The sequence below is a fragment of the Vallitalea sediminicola genome, assembly GCF_054408565.1.
The window spans coordinates 1-19064 of the sequence record NZ_BTPT01000016.1 but is presented as its reverse complement, the minus strand read 5'-3'; the positions used below and the strand labels follow the sequence as shown (position 1 = coordinate 19064).

The following is a 19064-nucleotide window of genomic DNA, read 5'->3' as shown; positions in this document are numbered from 1 at the left end:
AATTGTTGAGGGAGTAAGTTTATTTTATGTAGTAGATAATGAGCATAATTAGCATCTGAATCTCCCTCAATAATTAGTTTTTTGCCTGTTCTTTTAACTCCTCAAGGTCTGTATACCCAGATAAAGTCTGAATTTGATCTGATAATGTAGCAATCTCTCCAGGTAACATAACTTTCTTGATATAATCTTCTGGTGTTACGCAACCAACACTTTTAATACTGTCTGCTTCTTCAAACTTAGGGTCTACAGTTCCTTTTATTGCAATTAATCTATTGAATTTGCTTACATCAAAATCAACTTTTCCTTTTTTGCCTGTACGCATACATATTTTTTGAATATCTGACATTTCGCTGTCTGTAATGGCTCTGATCTTGAATTTTAATAAGCTGCCTTTTTTGTCTTTGAATCTATTAGAAACTAGTACCGCTCCTGTGATATTATCAATAATATTTTCATTTAAAAATGCTTGTAAACTACTCATTCTCTTCACTCCTCTAATTGTTTTATATCTTCATAGAGTAAGGAAAGCAGAAGCCTCCCTTTACACATATGAAAATAGTTCTGTTTCATTTTCTGTTAAACTACGACCTATTCTATGACATTAAATTTGTTTAATACTTCAATATCATCAAATGTGAAGCTTAATTCTTCATCTAATACATCTTTATCAATATCAAGTTGTCCTATGATAACACTGTCAATATTGCAGTTTTTAAGTACAACTGTTTGTTTTCCAGCTTCACTTGCTGGATCTTCATTTACTACTTGAATGTCAAAGTATACATCTTTTCCTGTTTTTATATAATCAAGCATCAATTGTCTGAATTCACTTGTTATATAATAGATAGTCATACTTCCTGTACCTTTCCATCCAGTAGCTTTACTATGAGTTGCTCTACTGCCTAGAACTTTGATCTCTGACTTAGTCTTTTCAATCTTGGCATCTATTTTTTTTATATAAGCCATTTCTTTTACAACACCGTCGATTGTCTTGAATACTTTTCCTTCTCTTCCTGATATAATATCTTGTGCTTTTAAAATCGCCATATTATTTCACCTCCACAGTCATATACAGTTTTTCCATTCCATCTACAGGTTGAGTAGCTATTCTTACTACAACAACATCTGTATCTGTACTAGCTAATACTTGTACATCTTTTCCAGTATCTAAGTTAGTGATAGAATCATTGTTCTGGTATTTTTGTAGACATTTAATGATTTCATTTTTAAGAAGGTTTCTACCATCTTCATTATTGCTGATTTTGCCAATGAAATATTCATTTCCAACTTTGGTAATGTCATTATTGATTGCATCCAATGTACGAATGACTCTGTTTTTCCTGAACATTCTACCTTTGTCTTTTGTGTAAGTATGTAATGTGTTAATATCGTACTCTACTCTTGCTTTTCCATCATAACCAGTGAATAAGAATTCTCCGTCATTAATAGCTGATTCTATAGCTGAATAGTTATATTTCTTATCTACATCCACAGCTCCGTCATAGAAATCATATGTTAATGATTTATTAGTGTTAGCGGCTGCTGTTGCTCCTGCTACCCAAGCAGTTGCTTTCTTGGCTTCTAATGTAGTTCCATCTTCAAGTACAACACCATTTTTGACACTGATAATTCCTTCATAATTAGCGTTACAGTAATTTTCAGCTACTAATACTACTTTATTACCTTCATCATCTCTAAGTCTTTTGATCCATTGTTTGAATGCATCTTTTATACCTATATCTGTCACATCGTATAATGCGCATGTATTAAAGTAATATACTTCAATAGCTTCTCTGTATGCTGTATAATTTTCTGCACTAACAGAACTATTTCCACCATTCTTTAGACTTGTTCCTGCAGTTGCAGTTAATGCTCCTGTACCACTGAATACAACAAATTGGTTGTTTTGTAAATCTTGTACATTAGATACTCCTTGTTGGCTATCTACAAGTTTAGTTCCAATAAAGGTCTTTACATTGAATTTTTCATCTTCTGCTTCTACTGTAATTTTTAAGTCATTACCTTTTGTACCTGTATATTTTGCAGTAGCCGTTAAATCACCTTCTGTAGCAACTGCTTTTATTCCTTCTGAAGAAGTATTCAATCTGTAAACCAATACTTTTTCAGCTCTTTTCAAACCTTCTCTGATTGGTACTAAGTTATATAGTTCTTCTCCGAAAATAGGAAGTGTATCAGTATTCTGTGATACTTCTATTACTTCTTGTTCTGGACCGAAGTCAAGGTCTAGAGGCATTGTTATGATACCTCTATGTAATTCATTTGTTTCCATGCTTGTTTGTTGAAAATTAATATATACTCCTGGTCTTACTTTGTTTTGAGTAGTCCATGTTCCACCCATTTAATGCACCTTCCTTTCAAATCTTATGTTTCTAAGTTTCTAATAAGTGATTTATAGTTACTTACTTGAATTCAACATTTTTGTTAACACCTTTTATAGAATCCTCAGCGTCTTTTGGTTTTATTATGTTAAGCTGAATAGAAAATCTGTAATGTAAAACATCTTCTGTAATCTCACTTATTCTTTCCCCAGTTCTTATCAAAGCATTTTCCATTTCTAAATACTCTAATTCTTCATCAAGTTTATCTGATATATACCAATATTTTTCATTTTTATTAGAGTCATCTAAATAACCTATAATATCTAGTTTTACGTTTTGTTTTATTTTATCTCTCTGATTATTAGTAGCTTTTTCTTCTACTTTAATTCTTAGAGCTGGTTTAACGATTTCTGATATTGGTTTGTCTTCTAAGTAAATAGTATAATCAGGATATAGATTTTCTAACTTTACTTTTAAAGTATTCTTTACTTTGTTAATCATCTGTTTCCCTCCCAACCTATATATGTAGGATTAATGATTAATCCTGTTATATATTATTTTCGTAATGCATTACTAGAAACGATCGTTTAGACAGTAGCTTTTGTCTTAGCTGACTGGCTTGTTTATATAATAGCATTACCTAACACGACATTAACACGTCATTTTATAACTTTTTTATATTTATTTTCAATTCTTTGAATTTGTCTTGATGACATACCTAATTTCTCTGCTGTTTTCTCTTGGGTTAAGCCTTCTATGACTCTATAGTAAAAAACTTTATTATTTTTTCCTTGTGTCTTAGAAAATTCTTGATCCACTTTTTCTTTTTCTTGTTTTAATTGTTGTAATCTTTTTTGTTGTAATGTTATGTATTTTTCTATTGTATTAGATTCGTTTTGGTAGGATTCTAATAGGGTTTCTAGGACTGTAATCCTTTGTTGTAGATCTTGGTATGAATTGTATATTATGTTAATTTTTCTCCCCCCTTTTGGTTCAATTCTTTTGAAAGATAATGACTTTAAATAGATGATAACATTGACTGGAACGACATTAACACGTCATAAATAGAATTAAACCCTCCACTATAACATCATAGTTTCTATATATGGTACAATAATAAATATATTGAGGTGATTTTTAATGAACACTTACAGAACATCCCAAATAGCAGATATCATAGAAATACATTCTAATACAGTTAGATTATATGAAGAATTAGGGCTTATCCCAAAACCAGAACGCCAATCAAATGGTTATCGAATTTTCACTGATTTGCATATAGCTATTTTTCGGCTTGCTCGAACTGCATTCCAAATAGAAGTATTACAGAACGGTTTGAGAAAAAAGATAGTAAAAATGGTAAAGGTTGCAGCTTCAGGTAATTTTGCTTATGCCCTTACCCTCACACATGAATATTTATGTCAAATACACCAAGAACAACAAAATGCTGAGGAAGCTGTCAACATTGTGAAACAACTATTATCTAGAGAACAGGATACAAAAATCTTGAAAATGAAAAGGAAGGAAGTCTCAAAATATCTTGGTATCTCAATGGGTTCTCTAAGAAATTGGGAAATGAATGGATTATTATCCGTAAAACGAACAGAAAATGGTTATCGTATCTATACAAATGAAGATATTAAAAGGTTGAAAATCATTCGCTCCCTCCGCTGTGCCAACTATTCACTTGAAGCCATTCTACGTATGTTAAATGCATTATCCTACAATCCACAAGTTAATATCAAAGAGGTACTTACTACCCCAAAAGCAACAGATGATATTATATCTGTATGTGATAAGCTTATTATTTCTTTACATGAAGCTGAAAACAACGCTAAAATCATTATTCAACAGCTAAATGATATAAAAATAAAATTTGCAAACTCTCCACTATAACACCAACCTTTAAATTGGTGTTATTCTTTTTTTGTTAAATTCAACAAAAGGAGGATAAACACATGAAAGAAGCAATCAAAGTGGATCAGCTCTCTAAAGCCTATGATGGATTACCTGTGGTAAAAAAGGTAAGCATATCAGTTAACAAAGGGAAAGTATTCGGCTTGCTTGGTGCCAATGGTGCAGGAAAAACCACAACCATTGAGTGTATTTTGGGTACAAAGAAATTTGATAGTGGAACAGTTTCCATTCTAGGGGTAGATCCACAAACAAATCGAAAAAAACTGTTTGAAAAGGTGGGCGTACAATTTCAGGAAGCAAACTATCAGGATAGAATTACAGTGGGTGAGTTGTGCCAGGTCACACAATCACTTTATAAAGAGACTACGAACTACCATAACTTATTAAAAGAATTTGGAATCTTTGATAAGATAAAACGCCCAGTTAGTACTTTATCAGGTGGTGAGCGGCAAAGACTTTTTATCATTCTTGCTCTTATACCAGAACCAGAGATAGTTTTTCTAGATGAATTGACCACTGGGTTAGACGCTAGAGCCAGGCGTGATGTTTGGAAAATACTTTCCAGTTTGAAAACAAAGGGACTGACTATCTTGTTGACCTCTCATTTTATGGACGAGGTTGAAACCTTGTGTGATAGTATTTGTATCTTAAAAAAGGGACAAATAGTATTCTATGGAACTGTTAGTGAAGCAATCGCCCAAAGTCCTTGTGAACAATTTGAAGATGCTTACCTTTGGTATACAGATGAGGAGGATAAAGAATATGAAAACATTTCAAACAATGCTTAAAACAGAATTAAAGTTATCTCTGAGGGGAATGGATATGTTTATTTTTGCTATCTGTATGCCACTTGTTGTATTAATAATTCTTGGTATCATTTACGGAAACAATCCAGCTTTTGACGGTGCTGAATTTACTTTCCTAGAACAATCTTTCGGTGCACTTACTACAATTTCCATTTGTGCTGGTGGTGTTATGGGATTACCTCTTGTAGTATCAGATTACAGGAGCAAAAAAATTCTAAAACGCTTTCAAGTAACTCCAATAAGTCCTACAATGATATTGTTAGTACAGGTAGTTATTTACACCTTATATTCAGTTACATCACTATTATTGATTTATTTGGCTGCAACACTTTTCTTTGATTTCAAGTTTAATGGTTCATGGTTGCAGTTTTTAATTGGTTACATCTTGGTCATGTTATCTATGTTCAGTATTGGAATGATGGTAGGAGGAATTGCACCTAATGTTAAAAGTGCCAGTATGATTTCAAGCATTTTGTATTTTCCCATGCTTATTTTTTCAGGTGCTACCTTACCATATGAAGTCATGCCTGAGGCTCTTCAGAAAGTATCAGATATTTTACCTCTGACACAGGGAATAAAAATTCTAAAATCAGCCTCTCTGGGGTTAACTATAGATAATACTATCTTTCCAATAATCATCATGGTTTTTCTAGCTGTAGTTTGTATCAGTATTTCAATTAAATTTTTCAAATGGGAGTAGTAACCATACTCCCATTTTCCAACTTTTTCTCAATTCTCTGTACCTGTCTAGCTGACATATATAATTTTTCAGCAGTCTGCTCTTGTGTCATGCCTTTGACAATTCTATAATAAAAAACTCTCTCATTGGTACCTTCTAACTCGCTCATTATAGTATCTACCTTTTCTTTTTCCTTTCTCAAACGCATAAGCTCTTCCTCATGTAGCAATATATGTGAATCAATTATTTTTATCTCTTTTAGATAAGTCATGTAAGATATTCTCTCATCTTTAACCTTTATCACGCTTTGTTCTCCACTATCTAATATATTAACCAGCAATTCTTTTTCCTTTTTATAAGAATCCAGCCTAATCTCAATAACTGATATCCTTTTTTTTAAATCCTCATAAGAACCATATAAAATATTCATTCAGTAACCTCCAATTTCACATGTTTATTTCTCCACTCTTAAATACTAACGGCGTTTATAATATTCTAAAAGAATACCATCAATACTCAAAACGTGTACTTAAGTGAAAAAAAATATATTTATAATTTTTTCATAGAAGTAGGCAATAAAAACAAGTTATTATTTATTACCGTACTAATATTATACTACTCATTATGAGTACTGTCAATACATAATATGATAAATTTGTTGCAAGTTTACTCAAATTGCGTAATGGAGGTTATATTAATAATACCCATAATTTCACAGAAAATATAGAATTACTTATGTTAACCATAATTATTTTGGTTTATTATGGTTAACATAAATATACGTATTATCATCATATTGTTCTTTTATTAGCTTGAATAATTGATTGGCTGCTAATACCGCTTTCTTTTTATTACTAAAAATGACTGTTCTTATGTCTTTAGCCAACAAATATTCACTGCCACATATTGTTATAACACAAATGTTTTTATTATCAATGAATCTAGATGCAATATCTCCAATGAATTCATTTATAATAATGCCTTTTCTATCTTTATTTTTCTCAAGAAAATTGCTTAATCCTGTTGTAGAATCTACTTCATAAACAAGTTCCTGATTAAAATCATTACGCACATATTCCATGAATTCCTTGTTATTAAACTTACTGGTAACAAGGAAAATATCTTCTCTATCATAATTCTTTTTTATAGAAGCTATTGCTTTTGAAAAATTCCATGTAATTTTATAAAAATAATTATCCTGAATTAAACTGTCAACTACTACAAGAGGTGCTGATATCTTGGTTGACAGCTTATAGAACATATCTCCTTTTACATTAATTAAAAATACTCCCTCTAATTCTCTTTTTGATATAATGTCTATCTGAGGTTTGGAAACACTAATGGTGCTTACAATAACATCATAGTTATTCTTACTCATTACTTTTTCTAATTCTCTCACAAAATCCGTGTATAAGAATTTTTCCCAAGGGTCTTCATTATCGCTAATTACAATAACGATACCTATAAGGGAAGATTTCCTATTAGCAAGCGTTCTAGCTGCTATGTTAGGAACATAATTTAATTCATAAGCCACTTCTAGGACTTTTTCTCGTGTCTTAATACTAATCTTCTGATCCGTTCTATTGTTTAAAACATAAGAAACCGCTGCTACTGAAACACCAGCATGTTCCGCAATATCCTTCAGGGTAACTTTTTTCATTATATCACCTGTATCTGTTGAATCAATCACTAACAAGTTAATCTTTTCTTCAACATATTTTTTTATAGTAAGTTGATTGCCTTATTTTTTTTTATTATACTATATACTAATCAAAACTCAAATAACTTTTATAATACTTTTAATATCAAGAATGAATTTTCTTCAAGTGATACTTCAGTAGAGAGATTCATTTCTTGTTGCTTATAGATATCTTCTACCTTTTTATCAGCTATTTCTTCTGGTAGATTAATATCAATGTTTTTATCACTATTATTCATGATGATATATATTTCCTGTTCGCCACTAACCTTCTTATAGATTAGATATTCTTTTTCATTATCATAATCAACCCATCTAAGTTCTGTACTATTAAACGCTTTGTAAGTATTTCTTAGTTCAATTAATGTTTTAAGATGATTCTTAATATTATCATCGTGTTTATTATTATCCCAATTCATACATTTTCTATTATTAGGATCACTTTCCCCATTTATTCCTACTTCACTTCCATAATAGATACTTGGAGTACCTGGAAATGTAAACTGGAACAAATATGCTAGATTTGTTTTATCAGCATTTTCATTGCAAACTGTCAATATCCTTTTTGTATCGTGGCTATCTACTAGATTAAACATATTTTTCAATATATTCTTTGGATATGTAGTAAGTACCCTATTAACTGATTCTATAAAATCAGATGGTTTTATATGTACATTATTATTCTTCCCAAAAAATGACCACATAGGCATTAGTAAATCATAATTCATAGTTGAATCAAATTGTCCTGAATGAAGCCATGGAAATGCCTCATCCCAATTTTCTCCTATGATTACAACGTCTTTTTTTGCCCCTTTTACTTCTTTTCTAAACTCTCTCCAAAATTCATGTGATACTTCATTAGATACATCTAATCGCCATCCGTCTATATCATACTCTTCTATCCAATATTTCGCCGCTCCCATTAGATGATTTTTTGCTAATTCATTATCTGTATTCCATTTTGGCATCCTAGGAGTAAAAGCAAAAGTGGCATAATTGAAGTTAACCATGTTATCGTATGTCAATTTTTCCATATCTGGATCATTATTATCATCTAGTGGAAAATTAACAGCAGCATCTCCATCTATAAAAAAGCAATCATAGTATTTGGAGTCTCTTCCATTTTTAACGACATCTTGCCAAAAAGGATGTCTCCATCCACAGTGATTGAATACTGCGTCAAGCATTATTCTAATCCCTCTTTTATGAGCTTCCTCCACTAATTCTTTAAATGTTTCATTGGTTCCAAAGTGAGGATCAATTTTATAATAATCTTCTATATCATATTTATGACTGGAAGGAGATTGAAATATAGGTGTGAAATATATTCCTGTGAATCCCATATCTCTTATATAATCCAACTTGTTAATAACACCTCTTAAATCCCCTCCAAAAAACATATTGTTGGAAACGTCTTCAGTACTTCCCCATTCTAATACATTTTCGTCATTTATGGATTCATCTCCATTAGAAAATCTTTCAGTAAAAATCTGATACCATGTAGTATCCGCCACCCACTCAGGAGCATCATAAATGTCTTCATGATTCACATAAGGGAAATTGAAGAAATTTTCCAAATTATATATTCTTTCGTTGTCTACTTCATTTAAATCAAGTATTTCTCTACTACCAAAAACTATTTTTGTTTCCTCATTCTTAATTACAAAAGCATACTTGGCACGCTTCCATTTCGGCTTAATTTCACAGAACCAATAGTCATGCATACCTGTTGAATATTCTTTTAACATGGGTATCCCTAATGAATCTGCTTTCCATTCTCCAAATTCATCATTATTTTTTGGAACATAGTGAAATGGGTCTCCATAGATTAATTTTATTTCATCCACTTCATCTTTTCCTGTTCGTATTTTTATATGTATTGTTTCCTTATTATATGCATATGCATATTTACTTTTTGCTTCATGATAGATTGCTGCTACATTCATTATGTTTTTTCCTCCTGCTGTTTTAATCGATTCTATTTATGTTTTTTAATTATTTAACTTTAAAGATTATACTACATTTTCCTGGTAATTCAATGGTATTATCTTCTATTAATGGTTCCTTTTGGTTGCAAAATAATACATCCCCTAATTTATATTCTTTCTCTAATTCTTTTCTATCAATTTCTATTTCTTTTGAATATAAATTATGTACAACCACTAATCTTTCATCTAGGTATTTTCGTTCATAAGCAACCACTTTTGAACTACTTGTTTCGATTCCTATTAATTCTCCTGCCATGAGAGCTGGATGACTTTGACGTATTCTAATTATTTTACGATAATAGTTTAGTAAAGAGTCTTTATCTTTTTCTTGACTACTTACACTGGATGTATCTTTATTTGAATTTAATGATTCCCATGAAGATTGATAAGAATCATTCTCCCCCCATATAAAAGGTTCTCTTATATTCTCATCCGGTTTATTTCCTTTCATACCAATCTCTTCACCATAATAAATAAAAGGATTACCAGGTAAAGTCATATATAGAGAAGCTGCTAGTTTCATATTTGTCAAGTCTCCATTTAGATAATCCATCGCTCTTTGGGTATCATGATTACTTAGAAATGGTGCATCAATAAAATGGTCATTGTATTCATTCATTTTTGAATAAACCATATCCAATTGAGTGATTAATCCATTATTATTACGTCCAAAATCTCTCTCGAATTTTACCATTCCCAATATACCTTCACCACTGAGATCAAAATTGAATGTAGTATTAAAGTTACTTGCATAAGTTGATCTTTTCTCAATAGATTCCCATACTTCCCCTACTAAATAGTAATCTGCTTTAACTTTCCTAAGAGCAGTATCGAATTCCTGCCACCACTCCCTGGTTTTACTATCATAATCATCATTTTTGGGTAATTCTCCAACACCGAATATATGTGGAACTGCATCGACTCTAAAGCCATCCACACCTTTCTCTAACCAATAGGTAGCTACTTCTACCATTTCATCCCTTAAGGTTTCAGAACTATAATTAAAGTCTGGCATACCGTCCCAAAAAATTGCATAGTAATAATTACTGCCAATTTTATTCCATGCATTGTGTCCCCATACTTGTTTGTCAAAATCATATTCTTCCGAGTCTTCAGGAACGATATCATAATAATCCCTGTAAGCACTATTTTCATCGCCCACTGCTTCAACAAACCAAGGATGTTTTGAAGATGAATGATTAAGAACTAAATCCATAATGACTTTTATATTCCTCTTATGTGCTTCCTCAAGTAAATGTTCAAAATCATCTAATGTACCGTAATCTGGATTAATATCATAATAATCTGTGATATCATAGCCATGGTAAGATGGGGATGGATTTATAGGCATCAACCATATACCATTAATACCTAGATCATCATTTGTTGAAGAATCATTATCATTTAAATAATCAAGTTTTTCTATAACTCCATTTATATCCCCAACACCGTCACCATCACTATCAGCAAAAGCTCTTACGAATATTTCATACCAAACACCATTTGGGCTATTTTCCATAGTAGATATTTTCTCTTTTGATGTAGTACATCCACTAACAACCAATGATATAGTCAACAATAGAATAAAAATAACCCCAAATTTTTTATTCATAAATAATCCCCTTTTCTTTAATTGATTCTAATCTCCGTCTCTGTATTAAAAAAATGTATAGCCGATAAATCAAAACCAAATGTATGACGTTCCCCTTCATTGTACACATGATGACCTGGTGTAGATATAATAATATCTTTATTGTTCTTGGTTTTAGTATAAAGTATTTTTTCTTTTCCCAGCATTTCAATTACATCAATAGTGCATTCAAAAATATCTGTTTTACCATCACCACTAGTGAATCTCTCCGGTCTAAGTCCAACAGTGACGGATTTGTTTTCATAGGGTTTTAAAAGTTCAAGATCATTTTTATCTGGTTTTATTTTTATTACATCATCATCAGAAATGAACATACCATATGACATTTTACCTTTTATAAGGTTCATAGTTGGTGAACCAATGAATTTTGCAACAAATATGTTATGAGGTTTATTATAAAACTCTTCTGGTTTCCCAGCCTGTTGTATTTTTCCCCCATCCATAAGTACAATCTTCGAAGCCATTGTCATTGCTTCAGTTTGATCGTGAGTCACATATATGGAAGTCGTTCCTAGAGTTTTATGTAAACGAACAAGTTCAACTCTCATATGCTCCCTTAATTTTGCATCTAGATTAGATAATGGTTCATCCATTAAAAATACGCTTGGTTTTCTAACCATTGCACGTCCTAATGCAACACGTTGTCTTTGCCCTCCTGATATATCTGATGGCTTAGAATATAGATAATCTTTTATTTGAAGTACTTCAGCAGCTTCCATAACTCTATCATGTATAACTTTTTTTCTCTCTTTTCTCATAGATAATGAGAAAGCCATGTTTTCATAGACAGTCATATGTGGATATAATGCGTATGATTGAAATACCATTGCAATATCCCTATCCTTTGGTGCTACTTTATTAACTCTCATACCATCAAATAAAAGGTCTCCTTCAGTAATAGAATTCAATCCTGCAACCATTCTAAGTAGTGTGGTTTTACCGCAACCAGATGGTCCTAGGATTACACAGAATTCTTTATCTTCAATGCTTAGATTAATATTTCTTAATGTAAATTCTTCTCTACCTTCATACTTTTTACCAATGTTTTTTAATTCTACTTTCATAATGCCTCCTGTTTATATGTATAATATCAATACAATATATAATCAACCTTTTACCGAACCTTTTGATAAACCTGATACTAATTGCTTTTGTAGAAGCGTAAACATAATAACAATAGGTACTGCAGTCAACAACCCTCCAGCCGCAAAAGCTGGTTGATTAAGTGTTCTAAAATCATTAATAAGAGTAAATAAACCAGCAGCCAGTGTATAGGATTCTGGACTTGTCAACAATACTTTTGGTAATAGATAATCCATAAAAGGACCGATGAATGACCACAAAGCTATAATTGCTAACATAGGTCTTGCGATAGGCATTATAATCAATCTATATACTTTCATATTGGAACACCCATCAATCTTAGCTGCATCATCTAACTCTGAAGATATTGAATCAAGATAACCTTTTAGTATAAATGTATTTCCTGCAATTCCCCCACCAGAATATATGAGTATCAACATCATTTGTCTTGAAAATGATGGAATGACTGAGGAAATAATAGAATGCATAGTAAAATATGCTGTAATCCCTGCAAAAGCAGGAATGGTTTGAATTAACATAATAGTCATCAAAGAAGCTTTTCTCCCTTTGAATCTATACCTTGAATATGCGAATCCAGTAAAGGAAACTATAATCAATGTTAGGATTGCACTTGTGATAGCTATAAAAATAGTATTGACTACCCATCTTAGATACAAGGTTTCTTCAAATAAATATTTAAAGTGTTTGATAGAAAAATCAAACTCTCTGTTCAACATTAGATACTGTCCTTGAGCACCATTAAATGCTGATACTACCATTTGGTACAAAGGCCATAAAATAGCTAATGACCAAAAGAGTAATACTATGTAAGAGAAAAATATTCCAATTTTACCCATTAAAGTTAAAGGTTGTTTATCCGATAGATATAAATCACTTTTTTTCTTGAACATTCCCATTACAATTTCTCCTCTTTAAAAGCTTTAGAGTTCTTGAAACCAATAAATGCAAATAGCATTAACCCTAAAGATATGACAACTGTTATCGCTGCTCCAATAGATTGATATTGATTTTCTGTTGTTAACTTAAATATATAAGAAATAAGTAAATCTGTTGTTCCAGCTAGATTACCATATTTACTTGGATTAAACGGTCCACCACTGTTAAATAAATAAATTATAGAAAAGTTATTGAAATTAAAAGTATACTGTCCTACTAGTAACGGTGCTGTTTGGAAAAGGACTATTGGTAATGTTATACGCTTTAATTTCTGCCAAGCTGTGGCACCATCTATCCTAGCGGCTTCATACAAATCTCCTGGTATTGCTTGTAATACTCCCGTAGACAATAAAAATATATATGAACTACCTAACCAAGCTTGCATCAAAATAAGTGCAATACGTGATAGATTAGGATCGTTTTTAACTACAATCTGTCTTCCAAAAATTGAAGATATTATATCGGTTATAGCTCCATTCGGCGAAAACATGATGCTAAAAAACATTATGGTAATAAATGCAGGCACTGCCCAAGGTAATAGATAAATTGACCTGAAGATTACCTTACCCTTGATTCTTTCGTTATTGACTAAGATAGCTAAGAAAAATCCTATCAAAATCGCTAACGTAGTTGCAACTGCTGTCCATACTAAGGTCCAGCCTAATATTAGCCAGAATGCAGAACCGGCAATTCCTTCTCCTAGAGCTATCATCTTATAATTACTAAGACCAATCCAAGCAAATTTTGATTGATGTTTTGGATCCATCCCTGTAAATGAAAGTAATATAGCAGTTGTTATAGGTACTAAAACAATAAATATAGTAACTAATAGAGCAGGAAGTGATGCTATGTATGGAAATCCTTCTTCCGATATGCTTGTTCTGGTTTCAAACCAGTTTTTAGGACGAATTCCTTTAATTTTATCTTTTTCCACACGATGTACATCTTTAAAAGATACATACATCAATATAATCGCAATCACTATCATAAATATCGCAATTATACCCTCGATCATAAATATTAGAGACTTATCAATCTTTCGCCCTCCATGTGCAAGGGAAACAAGTCCTGCTATTCCATTACCTTGATAGTTACCAAAACCTAGGGCATAAGGTATTGCAATCACATATATAAAAAGGCTTATAATAAAAAATAACATTCCTTTTATATACTGCTTATTAAGTAACTGTCCAACACCTGGGAGTAAAAAAGTTAAAAAGCCTCTATATGGAATATTATTTTCTACTTCCGAGGGCATCTTTCGCCTCAAATCTGATATATTAGCATTTAACACCATTCTTTTTCTTTTAGAATTATTATTAATCTCAAATTTCTTATTCTTAATTAATTCATTGGCATTCTTAAGAGGAATTTCATAAGATTTCAACTTGGTATTTTCTTTGTATTGTATGTTCAGTTCTTTAATTCCTTCATTTAACGCTTTTTTTGAAATCTGTCTTTTTTTTCTTTTTATTTTTAACTTTTCTATATTATCTTTTAGTATTTTCTTTTGCTCAGTAATATAGACTTTTAGCTCAGCCTTTTGTTTTGTTTGTTCATCAATATCAATATTCTTTTTATTAATTTTAGCTTTTTTCAACTCATCTTCATTAGCATCTAGATGCTCTATAATTGATGGTAGTTGATCTATTTCAATAAGAGATTTTTCGTATTTATATTTTGCTTCATAACTGATATCAACATAATCTTTATAAAAAACTTTCTTTTGCTCACTTAAAAATAAATCTATCTTGAGCTTTTTCATTCTGTATGAAAGATTTTTTGGTAGATTATCTATGTACTTTCTTTTTTTCCCTTTTAGTTCACTATCAAATATTTTTTCATTTTTAATATACTTATCCAATTCTATTATATATGGATGCTGTTTTTTGTTTTGCTTCGATTTACTTATTTTCTTCAATAATCTTTTGTCTTTTGTTTCTTCATATTCATTATATAGTGTAGCAATTTCTTTTAGATATAGATTTTTTCTTTCATAAACATTCCCAATATCATCGTACAAAAATTCGTTTACTCTTTTCAAGTTTGATACCACACCTTTCAGGGATTTTCACATTTTTCGATAACCGTCAATAATGATAGAACGGTGAATATCACTATAATATATAACCCAATATACATATATGAAAATACAGCAAGATTATCTAATCCTACTACTGTATATAAAATGGACCCAATCATTAACACAGTCCATATGAATACAAATAATTTATTGATTCTTAACTTGACATATGATAGATACGTATGGATTCCTAATCCTATAGGAACAATAATTCTTTGGAAATATATTGAAAGATTGATTGATATATACGTATTGAATAATTCTGTATTCTCTAGGTTTGTAACTGTATATTGTTTATTATCTTTTAGCCAGTTGTTAAACACATTTATATCTTTAACTTTCATCATAACTTCTAGTGATAATAAAAAAATTATCACTCCTAATGATAGTATTATGAGATATAATTGTTTTTTAGGTAATTTAGTATAACCTTTCAAAGTCTCACCACCTCAAGAAAAGGTAATAAAAGAGAGACTAATAATAATAACTAACCTCTCTTTTATTATGTATTCTAGATACTAAAAGTTTGACATCATAGCGTCAAATGCAGCCTTTACTTCAGCATAAGCCTCTTCAACAGTTTCTGGTTTTACAGCTGCCCATGATAATAGTGCATTTTCCCATGTGGACCATACTGAACCCCATTCTGTGAATAATGGTCTTGCTGGTGCAGTCTTATAAGATTCTATAACCGCTTTTATAGATTTTTTATCCATTTCTGAAAGGTCTGATTCTTCATATACTGATTCATCTACATTTTCTAAGATTTTACCTGTAGCTTTGAATAATTCAATTGCGTAATCTGTATTAACAATTTCTTCTATCATTGCTTGAGCAAGTGCCATCTTATCTTTATCTTCTTCAATTCTTGCGTTGATACCAAGTCCCCAACCACTTTTCCAATGTGTTAATGGTTTACCATTAACAGTAACTTGATTGATTGGTAAAATCCTAAGTTCTTCACCATTACTAGCTTTTTCTGATAATCCTGCTGTTGCCCATGGACCTTCTAAACGAATTGAATTGTTACCACCAGTAGTAAATTCAGAATCCATATATCCGCCTACAGCCTCTTTATCCCACAAATCTGTGCCTGCTTCATTATGTTTACTCCAATAGTTGAATAAAACTTTAAATAGATTTTGTTGATCCTCGGTTAATTCAGCATATTCTTTTGTCATATCTGAGTATAAGTTACCTGAATCATCTTTACCTAACAACTCAATTCCAACTGAATTAGTGAAAGATACTCCAAACCAAGCATCAAATACTTTAACTAGCATATCTCTATATTCAAGTTCACTGAATTCTATAGGTTTAGATAAATCTATTCCTTTAGCTTCTGCATTTGCTTTATTACCAAAATTAATTAATGTCTCTATATTCAAAGGAAATGCTAGATAATGACCATCAACGTTAAAATTACCACCAAGACCATTGTCAAAATCATCAAAACCACCTACATTAGCTGCCATTGTTTTAGCATCTAACTCTGCTAAGACTTCATTTTGAGCTAATCCATAGACTCTATCTGCTGGCAATGCAAATACATCTGCAACATCTTTATTAGTGACATCAGTTGAATCTAATACATCTAGATGATCAAAAGCACTTGTCACATTAAAATCAATAGTTGCCTCTGGATTCTTGGAAAGCACTCTATCAGCGGCTTCCCGATAATAGAACGCCCAATCTTTTTCAACTTGTACAGTTATAGATGCTTTTATTCCTTCATCATTACCTTCAACAGTATTATTACTTACAGTGTTTTCTTCTTTCTTATCTTTGTTACCACATCCAGTAAATAATCCCATAACAACAACAAAAGTTAATAGTAATGATAAACATTTAGCCATTTTTCTCATAATATTTTCCTCCTATTTTTTCTATCTCTTCTAAAACACATAACTCTAAGAAGAATAACCACATATTTAGTTCATAAATCACCGCCTTCATTTATTGATTAATCACCAAATAATAATTCATGCTAGATGAATAAAACGATAATTCAGCAGATAAATCATTTTATTATAAAAATCAAACACTTAACCGTTTAAGTAAATGTATATAAAGTAACAGTTGCATTATATAATTATCTAAGGCAACCGTTTGCACTTTATTATTAATATTACTCATTTTTAATATTTTGTCAATACTTTGTCGTAAAATATTTTAAAATAAATATGATAATAATTTCTTTGTAAATTGACATCACTCATAACGTGTATTATAATACTATTAAAGGATAAATTACTAAGAATTTCATTACGTGAATGTTTATTCAATATTATGTCAGGAGGGAAATTATGACATTAGGAGAGAAAATTAAGTATCTGAGAAATGAAAGAGGCTTATATCAACGTGATTTAGCCAATGCATTAAATATTGCAGTAACCACAATTTCAGGATATGAAAGAGACGACAGAAGACCTAATCCTGAGACATTAAAGCAAATAGCTGATTTTTTTGGTGTTACTATTGATAATCTTGTAGGAGGAAAAGAGTCTCCTGTGGATTATCTAGAGGAAGAATTTCCCGAGGGAATAAAAGTATTAAGACGTGCTACAAAAGAATTAACACCAGAAGCTAGAGCAAAAATGGTTAAGTTAATGAAAGCTTTTTTGGAGGACGAGTAATCATTCATAAGGAGGAAGCGTTGTAGTGAATGTACCTAAGAAACCTAGATATGAATATGCCAAACAAATAGGACGAACATTTTTGAAAAACCTTAATATAAAATCTTATCCTATTGATCCTATAAAAATTGTATACCTTATGAAATGGAAATTCGAAATAGATGATTTATGTGGAGAAGAAGGTTATACCTTTTATAATCCTAAAACCAAAAGTTATTGCATAGTTATTGATAACGCTCAAGGTATTAAAAAACAGAGATGTAAATTTACTATCGCTCATGAGATAGGACATATAATTATGAATCATTATACCTCATACGATATCAGCGCATTAACAGATAATGATTATCGTATATTGGATTTGGAAGCAGATATAGTAGCTGGTGAGCTTCTAATGCCTTATATCTCTATTAGAAAGAATCTGAATAGAAATATATTATATCTCGCCAATAAATTTGATGTTTCTTATAGTGCTATGGAAACGAGGTTAAAATTTTTGAATCTTTATAATTTATGTTATAAGAATGATACTAATATTGTATCAAAATAACCTTTGAATACACAAAAAAGCAGTTTAACCAATATTAATCAGTTAAACTGTCTATAGCTATTTTTTATGGAAAAATCTTAACACTATACAAGTATAAGAATCCACTTGCATCTGATGAAGTTACTCTCCAATGCCATATACTATTTACAACTGTAGTTAAAACTCTAAAGTTAACTTTGATTACTTCAAAGTTTGTTCCTGCATTGAATACAAGCCCAGTAGCTCCTGATTGTGCTACAGTAGAACCTACATTTCCTTGTACACTTATAAAAGTAATATTCATTGGATTAGTAATATTGACTCCATTAAAGTTTGCAGGCACTATTTCATCTATATTTAATATTCCATTCGATAACCCATCTTTGACACCAAATATAGCTTGAACTTCTACAGTTCCAGCACTGTCAGCTGTATAAATATGATGAGTTTGCTCATTAGCTTGAACTGTACTACTACCCGACCAAGCTAAATCATCAATTAATCCATCATTACTATTATGAGCCCAGTTAAATGATAATCCGCTATCTCCCGGAGGTCCGGTTTCTCCTGTTGCTCCAGTATCCCCGGTTGGTCCTATTGGTCCAGTTTCGCCTGTCGCTCCGGTATCTCCTGTTGGTCCTATTGGTCCGGTTTCTCCTGTTGCTCCAGTATCCCCGGTTGGTCCTATTGGTCCGGT

Annotated in this window: 20 protein-coding genes; 5 read left to right on the top strand and 15 right to left on the bottom strand. The window is 31.2% G+C overall.

Features of this window, described 5'->3' with window-relative positions; translation table 11 throughout:
- Nucleotides 1-73: 73 nt before the first annotated feature.
- From ACX6CF_RS07370 to ACX6CF_RS07350, 5 genes are all read right to left on the bottom strand, one after another.
- The gene (locus ACX6CF_RS07370) at nucleotides 74-481 is read right to left on the bottom strand and encodes a phage tail assembly chaperone (RefSeq protein WP_458784669.1); all 408 of its coding nucleotides are present in this window, start codon (nucleotides 479-481) and stop codon (nucleotides 74-76) included.
- 107 nt (nucleotides 482-588) lie between these two features.
- Nucleotides 589-1047 carry a phage tail tube protein gene (locus ACX6CF_RS07365; RefSeq protein ID WP_458784668.1) on the bottom strand — a complete coding sequence of 153 codons (459 nt, stop codon included), beginning with the start codon at nucleotides 1045-1047 and terminating at the stop codon, nucleotides 589-591.
- Nucleotide 1048: 1 nt separating this feature from the next.
- Entirely contained in the window at nucleotides 1049-2359 is a 1311-nt protein-coding gene (locus tag ACX6CF_RS07360; RefSeq protein ID WP_458784667.1) for a phage tail sheath family protein, read from the bottom strand.
- A gap of 61 nt (nucleotides 2360-2420) precedes the next feature.
- Complete coding sequence (locus ACX6CF_RS07355) at nucleotides 2421-2840, bottom strand: phage tail terminator family protein (RefSeq protein ID WP_458784666.1); 420 nt, start codon at nucleotides 2838-2840, stop codon at nucleotides 2421-2423.
- A gap of 158 nt (nucleotides 2841-2998) precedes the next feature.
- Nucleotides 2999-3157 carry a helix-turn-helix domain-containing protein gene (locus tag ACX6CF_RS07350; RefSeq protein ID WP_458784665.1) on the bottom strand — a complete coding sequence of 53 codons (159 nt, stop codon included), beginning with the start codon at nucleotides 3155-3157 and terminating at the stop codon, nucleotides 2999-3001.
- Nucleotides 3158-3479: 322 nt separating this feature from the next.
- Between ACX6CF_RS07350 and ACX6CF_RS07345 the strand changes: the two genes are divergently transcribed.
- From ACX6CF_RS07345 to ACX6CF_RS07335, 3 genes are all read left to right on the top strand, one after another.
- Entirely contained in the window at nucleotides 3480-4235 is a 756-nt protein-coding gene (locus ACX6CF_RS07345) for a MerR family transcriptional regulator (protein ID WP_458784664.1), read from the top strand.
- Between the two features lie 62 nt (nucleotides 4236-4297).
- The gene (locus ACX6CF_RS07340) at nucleotides 4298-5044 is read left to right on the top strand and encodes an ABC transporter ATP-binding protein (RefSeq protein WP_458784663.1); all 747 of its coding nucleotides are present in this window, start codon (nucleotides 4298-4300) and stop codon (nucleotides 5042-5044) included.
- On the top strand, nucleotides 5019-5762 hold the full coding sequence (locus ACX6CF_RS07335) for an ABC transporter permease (RefSeq protein WP_458784662.1): 744 nt from the start codon (nucleotides 5019-5021) through the stop codon (nucleotides 5760-5762). The genes ACX6CF_RS07340 and ACX6CF_RS07335 overlap by 26 nt, the downstream gene beginning before the upstream one ends.
- Here the strand turns inward: ACX6CF_RS07335 and ACX6CF_RS07330 are convergent.
- From ACX6CF_RS07330 to ACX6CF_RS07290, 9 genes are all read right to left on the bottom strand, one after another.
- Nucleotides 5749-6171: a hypothetical protein gene (locus tag ACX6CF_RS07330; protein WP_458784661.1), complete on the bottom strand. Its 423-nt coding sequence runs from the start codon at nucleotides 6169-6171 to the stop codon at nucleotides 5749-5751. The two genes, ACX6CF_RS07335 and ACX6CF_RS07330, sit on opposite strands and share 14 nt — an antisense overlap.
- A gap of 318 nt (nucleotides 6172-6489) precedes the next feature.
- Complete coding sequence (locus ACX6CF_RS07325; protein ID WP_458784660.1) at nucleotides 6490-7401, bottom strand: LacI family DNA-binding transcriptional regulator; 912 nt, start codon at nucleotides 7399-7401, stop codon at nucleotides 6490-6492.
- A 128-nt stretch (nucleotides 7402-7529) separates the two neighbouring features.
- Nucleotides 7530-9386 carry a glycoside hydrolase family 13 protein gene (locus ACX6CF_RS07320; protein ID WP_458784659.1) on the bottom strand — a complete coding sequence of 619 codons (1857 nt, stop codon included), beginning with the start codon at nucleotides 9384-9386 and terminating at the stop codon, nucleotides 7530-7532.
- A 49-nt stretch (nucleotides 9387-9435) separates the two neighbouring features.
- On the bottom strand, nucleotides 9436-11040 hold the full coding sequence (locus ACX6CF_RS07315; protein WP_458784658.1) for an alpha-amylase family glycosyl hydrolase: 1605 nt from the start codon (nucleotides 11038-11040) through the stop codon (nucleotides 9436-9438).
- Nucleotides 11041-11057: 17 nt separating this feature from the next.
- Complete coding sequence (locus ACX6CF_RS07310; RefSeq protein ID WP_458784686.1) at nucleotides 11058-12146, bottom strand: ABC transporter ATP-binding protein; 1089 nt, start codon at nucleotides 12144-12146, stop codon at nucleotides 11058-11060.
- A 39-nt stretch (nucleotides 12147-12185) separates the two neighbouring features.
- Entirely contained in the window at nucleotides 12186-13079 is an 894-nt protein-coding gene (locus tag ACX6CF_RS07305; protein ID WP_458784657.1) for a sugar ABC transporter permease, read from the bottom strand.
- Complete coding sequence (locus ACX6CF_RS07300; protein ID WP_458784656.1) at nucleotides 13079-15163, bottom strand: carbohydrate ABC transporter permease; 2085 nt, start codon at nucleotides 15161-15163, stop codon at nucleotides 13079-13081. Before ACX6CF_RS07300 ends, ACX6CF_RS07305 begins: the two co-directional genes overlap by 1 nt.
- 17 nt (nucleotides 15164-15180) lie before the next feature.
- The gene (locus ACX6CF_RS07295; RefSeq protein WP_458784655.1) at nucleotides 15181-15639 is read right to left on the bottom strand and encodes a hypothetical protein; all 459 of its coding nucleotides are present in this window, start codon (nucleotides 15637-15639) and stop codon (nucleotides 15181-15183) included.
- An 81-nt stretch (nucleotides 15640-15720) separates the two neighbouring features.
- Nucleotides 15721-17067 carry a sugar ABC transporter substrate-binding protein gene (locus tag ACX6CF_RS07290; protein ID WP_458784654.1) on the bottom strand — a complete coding sequence of 449 codons (1347 nt, stop codon included), beginning with the start codon at nucleotides 17065-17067 and terminating at the stop codon, nucleotides 15721-15723.
- 441 nt (nucleotides 17068-17508) lie between these two features.
- Here ACX6CF_RS07290 and ACX6CF_RS07285 point away from each other — a divergent pair, with 441 nt between their 5' ends.
- Both ACX6CF_RS07285 and ACX6CF_RS07280 read left to right on the top strand, forming a co-directional pair.
- On the top strand, nucleotides 17509-17838 hold the full coding sequence (locus ACX6CF_RS07285) for a helix-turn-helix domain-containing protein (protein WP_458784653.1): 330 nt from the start codon (nucleotides 17509-17511) through the stop codon (nucleotides 17836-17838).
- Nucleotides 17839-17863: 25 nt separating this feature from the next.
- Nucleotides 17864-18388 (top strand): ImmA/IrrE family metallo-endopeptidase, encoded by a 525-nt coding sequence (locus tag ACX6CF_RS07280; protein ID WP_458784652.1) that lies wholly within the window; start codon nucleotides 17864-17866, stop codon nucleotides 18386-18388.
- 64 nt (nucleotides 18389-18452) lie between these two features.
- On the opposite strand, the gene ACX6CF_RS07275 is transcribed toward ACX6CF_RS07280, so the two are convergent.
- The coding region (locus ACX6CF_RS07275) for a collagen-like triple helix repeat-containing protein (RefSeq protein ID WP_458784651.1) at nucleotides 18453-19064 on the bottom strand (612 nt) is incomplete at its 5' end.

Bases quoted from the DNA above. Each gene is read 5' to 3' on its own strand.
- ACX6CF_RS07315 (WP_458784658.1), bottom strand. From the start codon at position 11,040: ATGAATAAAAAATTTGGGGTTATTTTTATTCTATTGTTGACTATATCA.
- ACX6CF_RS07285 (WP_458784653.1), top strand. From the start codon at position 17,509: ATGACATTAGGAGAGAAAATTAAGTATCTGAGAAATGAAAGAGGCTTA.
- ACX6CF_RS07370 (WP_458784669.1), bottom strand. From the start codon at position 481: ATGAGTAGTTTACAAGCATTTTTAAATGAAAATATTATTGATAATATC.
- ACX6CF_RS07365 (WP_458784668.1), bottom strand. From the start codon at position 1,047: ATGGCGATTTTAAAAGCACAAGATATTATATCAGGAAGAGAAGGAAAA.
- ACX6CF_RS07325 (WP_458784660.1), bottom strand. From the start codon at position 7,401: ATGAAAAAAGTTACCCTGAAGGATATTGCGGAACATGCTGGTGTTTCA.
- ACX6CF_RS07335 (WP_458784662.1), top strand. From the start codon at position 5,019: ATGAAAACATTTCAAACAATGCTTAAAACAGAATTAAAGTTATCTCTG.
- ACX6CF_RS07330 (WP_458784661.1), bottom strand. From the start codon at position 6,171: ATGAATATTTTATATGGTTCTTATGAGGATTTAAAAAAAAGGATATCA.
- ACX6CF_RS07320 (WP_458784659.1), bottom strand. From the start codon at position 9,386: ATGAATGTAGCAGCAATCTATCATGAAGCAAAAAGTAAATATGCATAT.
- ACX6CF_RS07360 (WP_458784667.1), bottom strand. From the start codon at position 2,359: ATGGGTGGAACATGGACTACTCAAAACAAAGTAAGACCAGGAGTATAT.
- ACX6CF_RS07345 (WP_458784664.1), top strand. From the start codon at position 3,480: ATGAACACTTACAGAACATCCCAAATAGCAGATATCATAGAAATACAT.
- ACX6CF_RS07305 (WP_458784657.1), bottom strand. From the start codon at position 13,079: ATGGGAATGTTCAAGAAAAAAAGTGATTTATATCTATCGGATAAACAA.
- ACX6CF_RS07355 (WP_458784666.1), bottom strand. From the start codon at position 2,840: ATGATTAACAAAGTAAAGAATACTTTAAAAGTAAAGTTAGAAAATCTA.
- ACX6CF_RS07290 (WP_458784654.1), bottom strand. From the start codon at position 17,067: ATGAGAAAAATGGCTAAATGTTTATCATTACTATTAACTTTTGTTGTT.
- ACX6CF_RS07340 (WP_458784663.1), top strand. From the start codon at position 4,298: ATGAAAGAAGCAATCAAAGTGGATCAGCTCTCTAAAGCCTATGATGGA.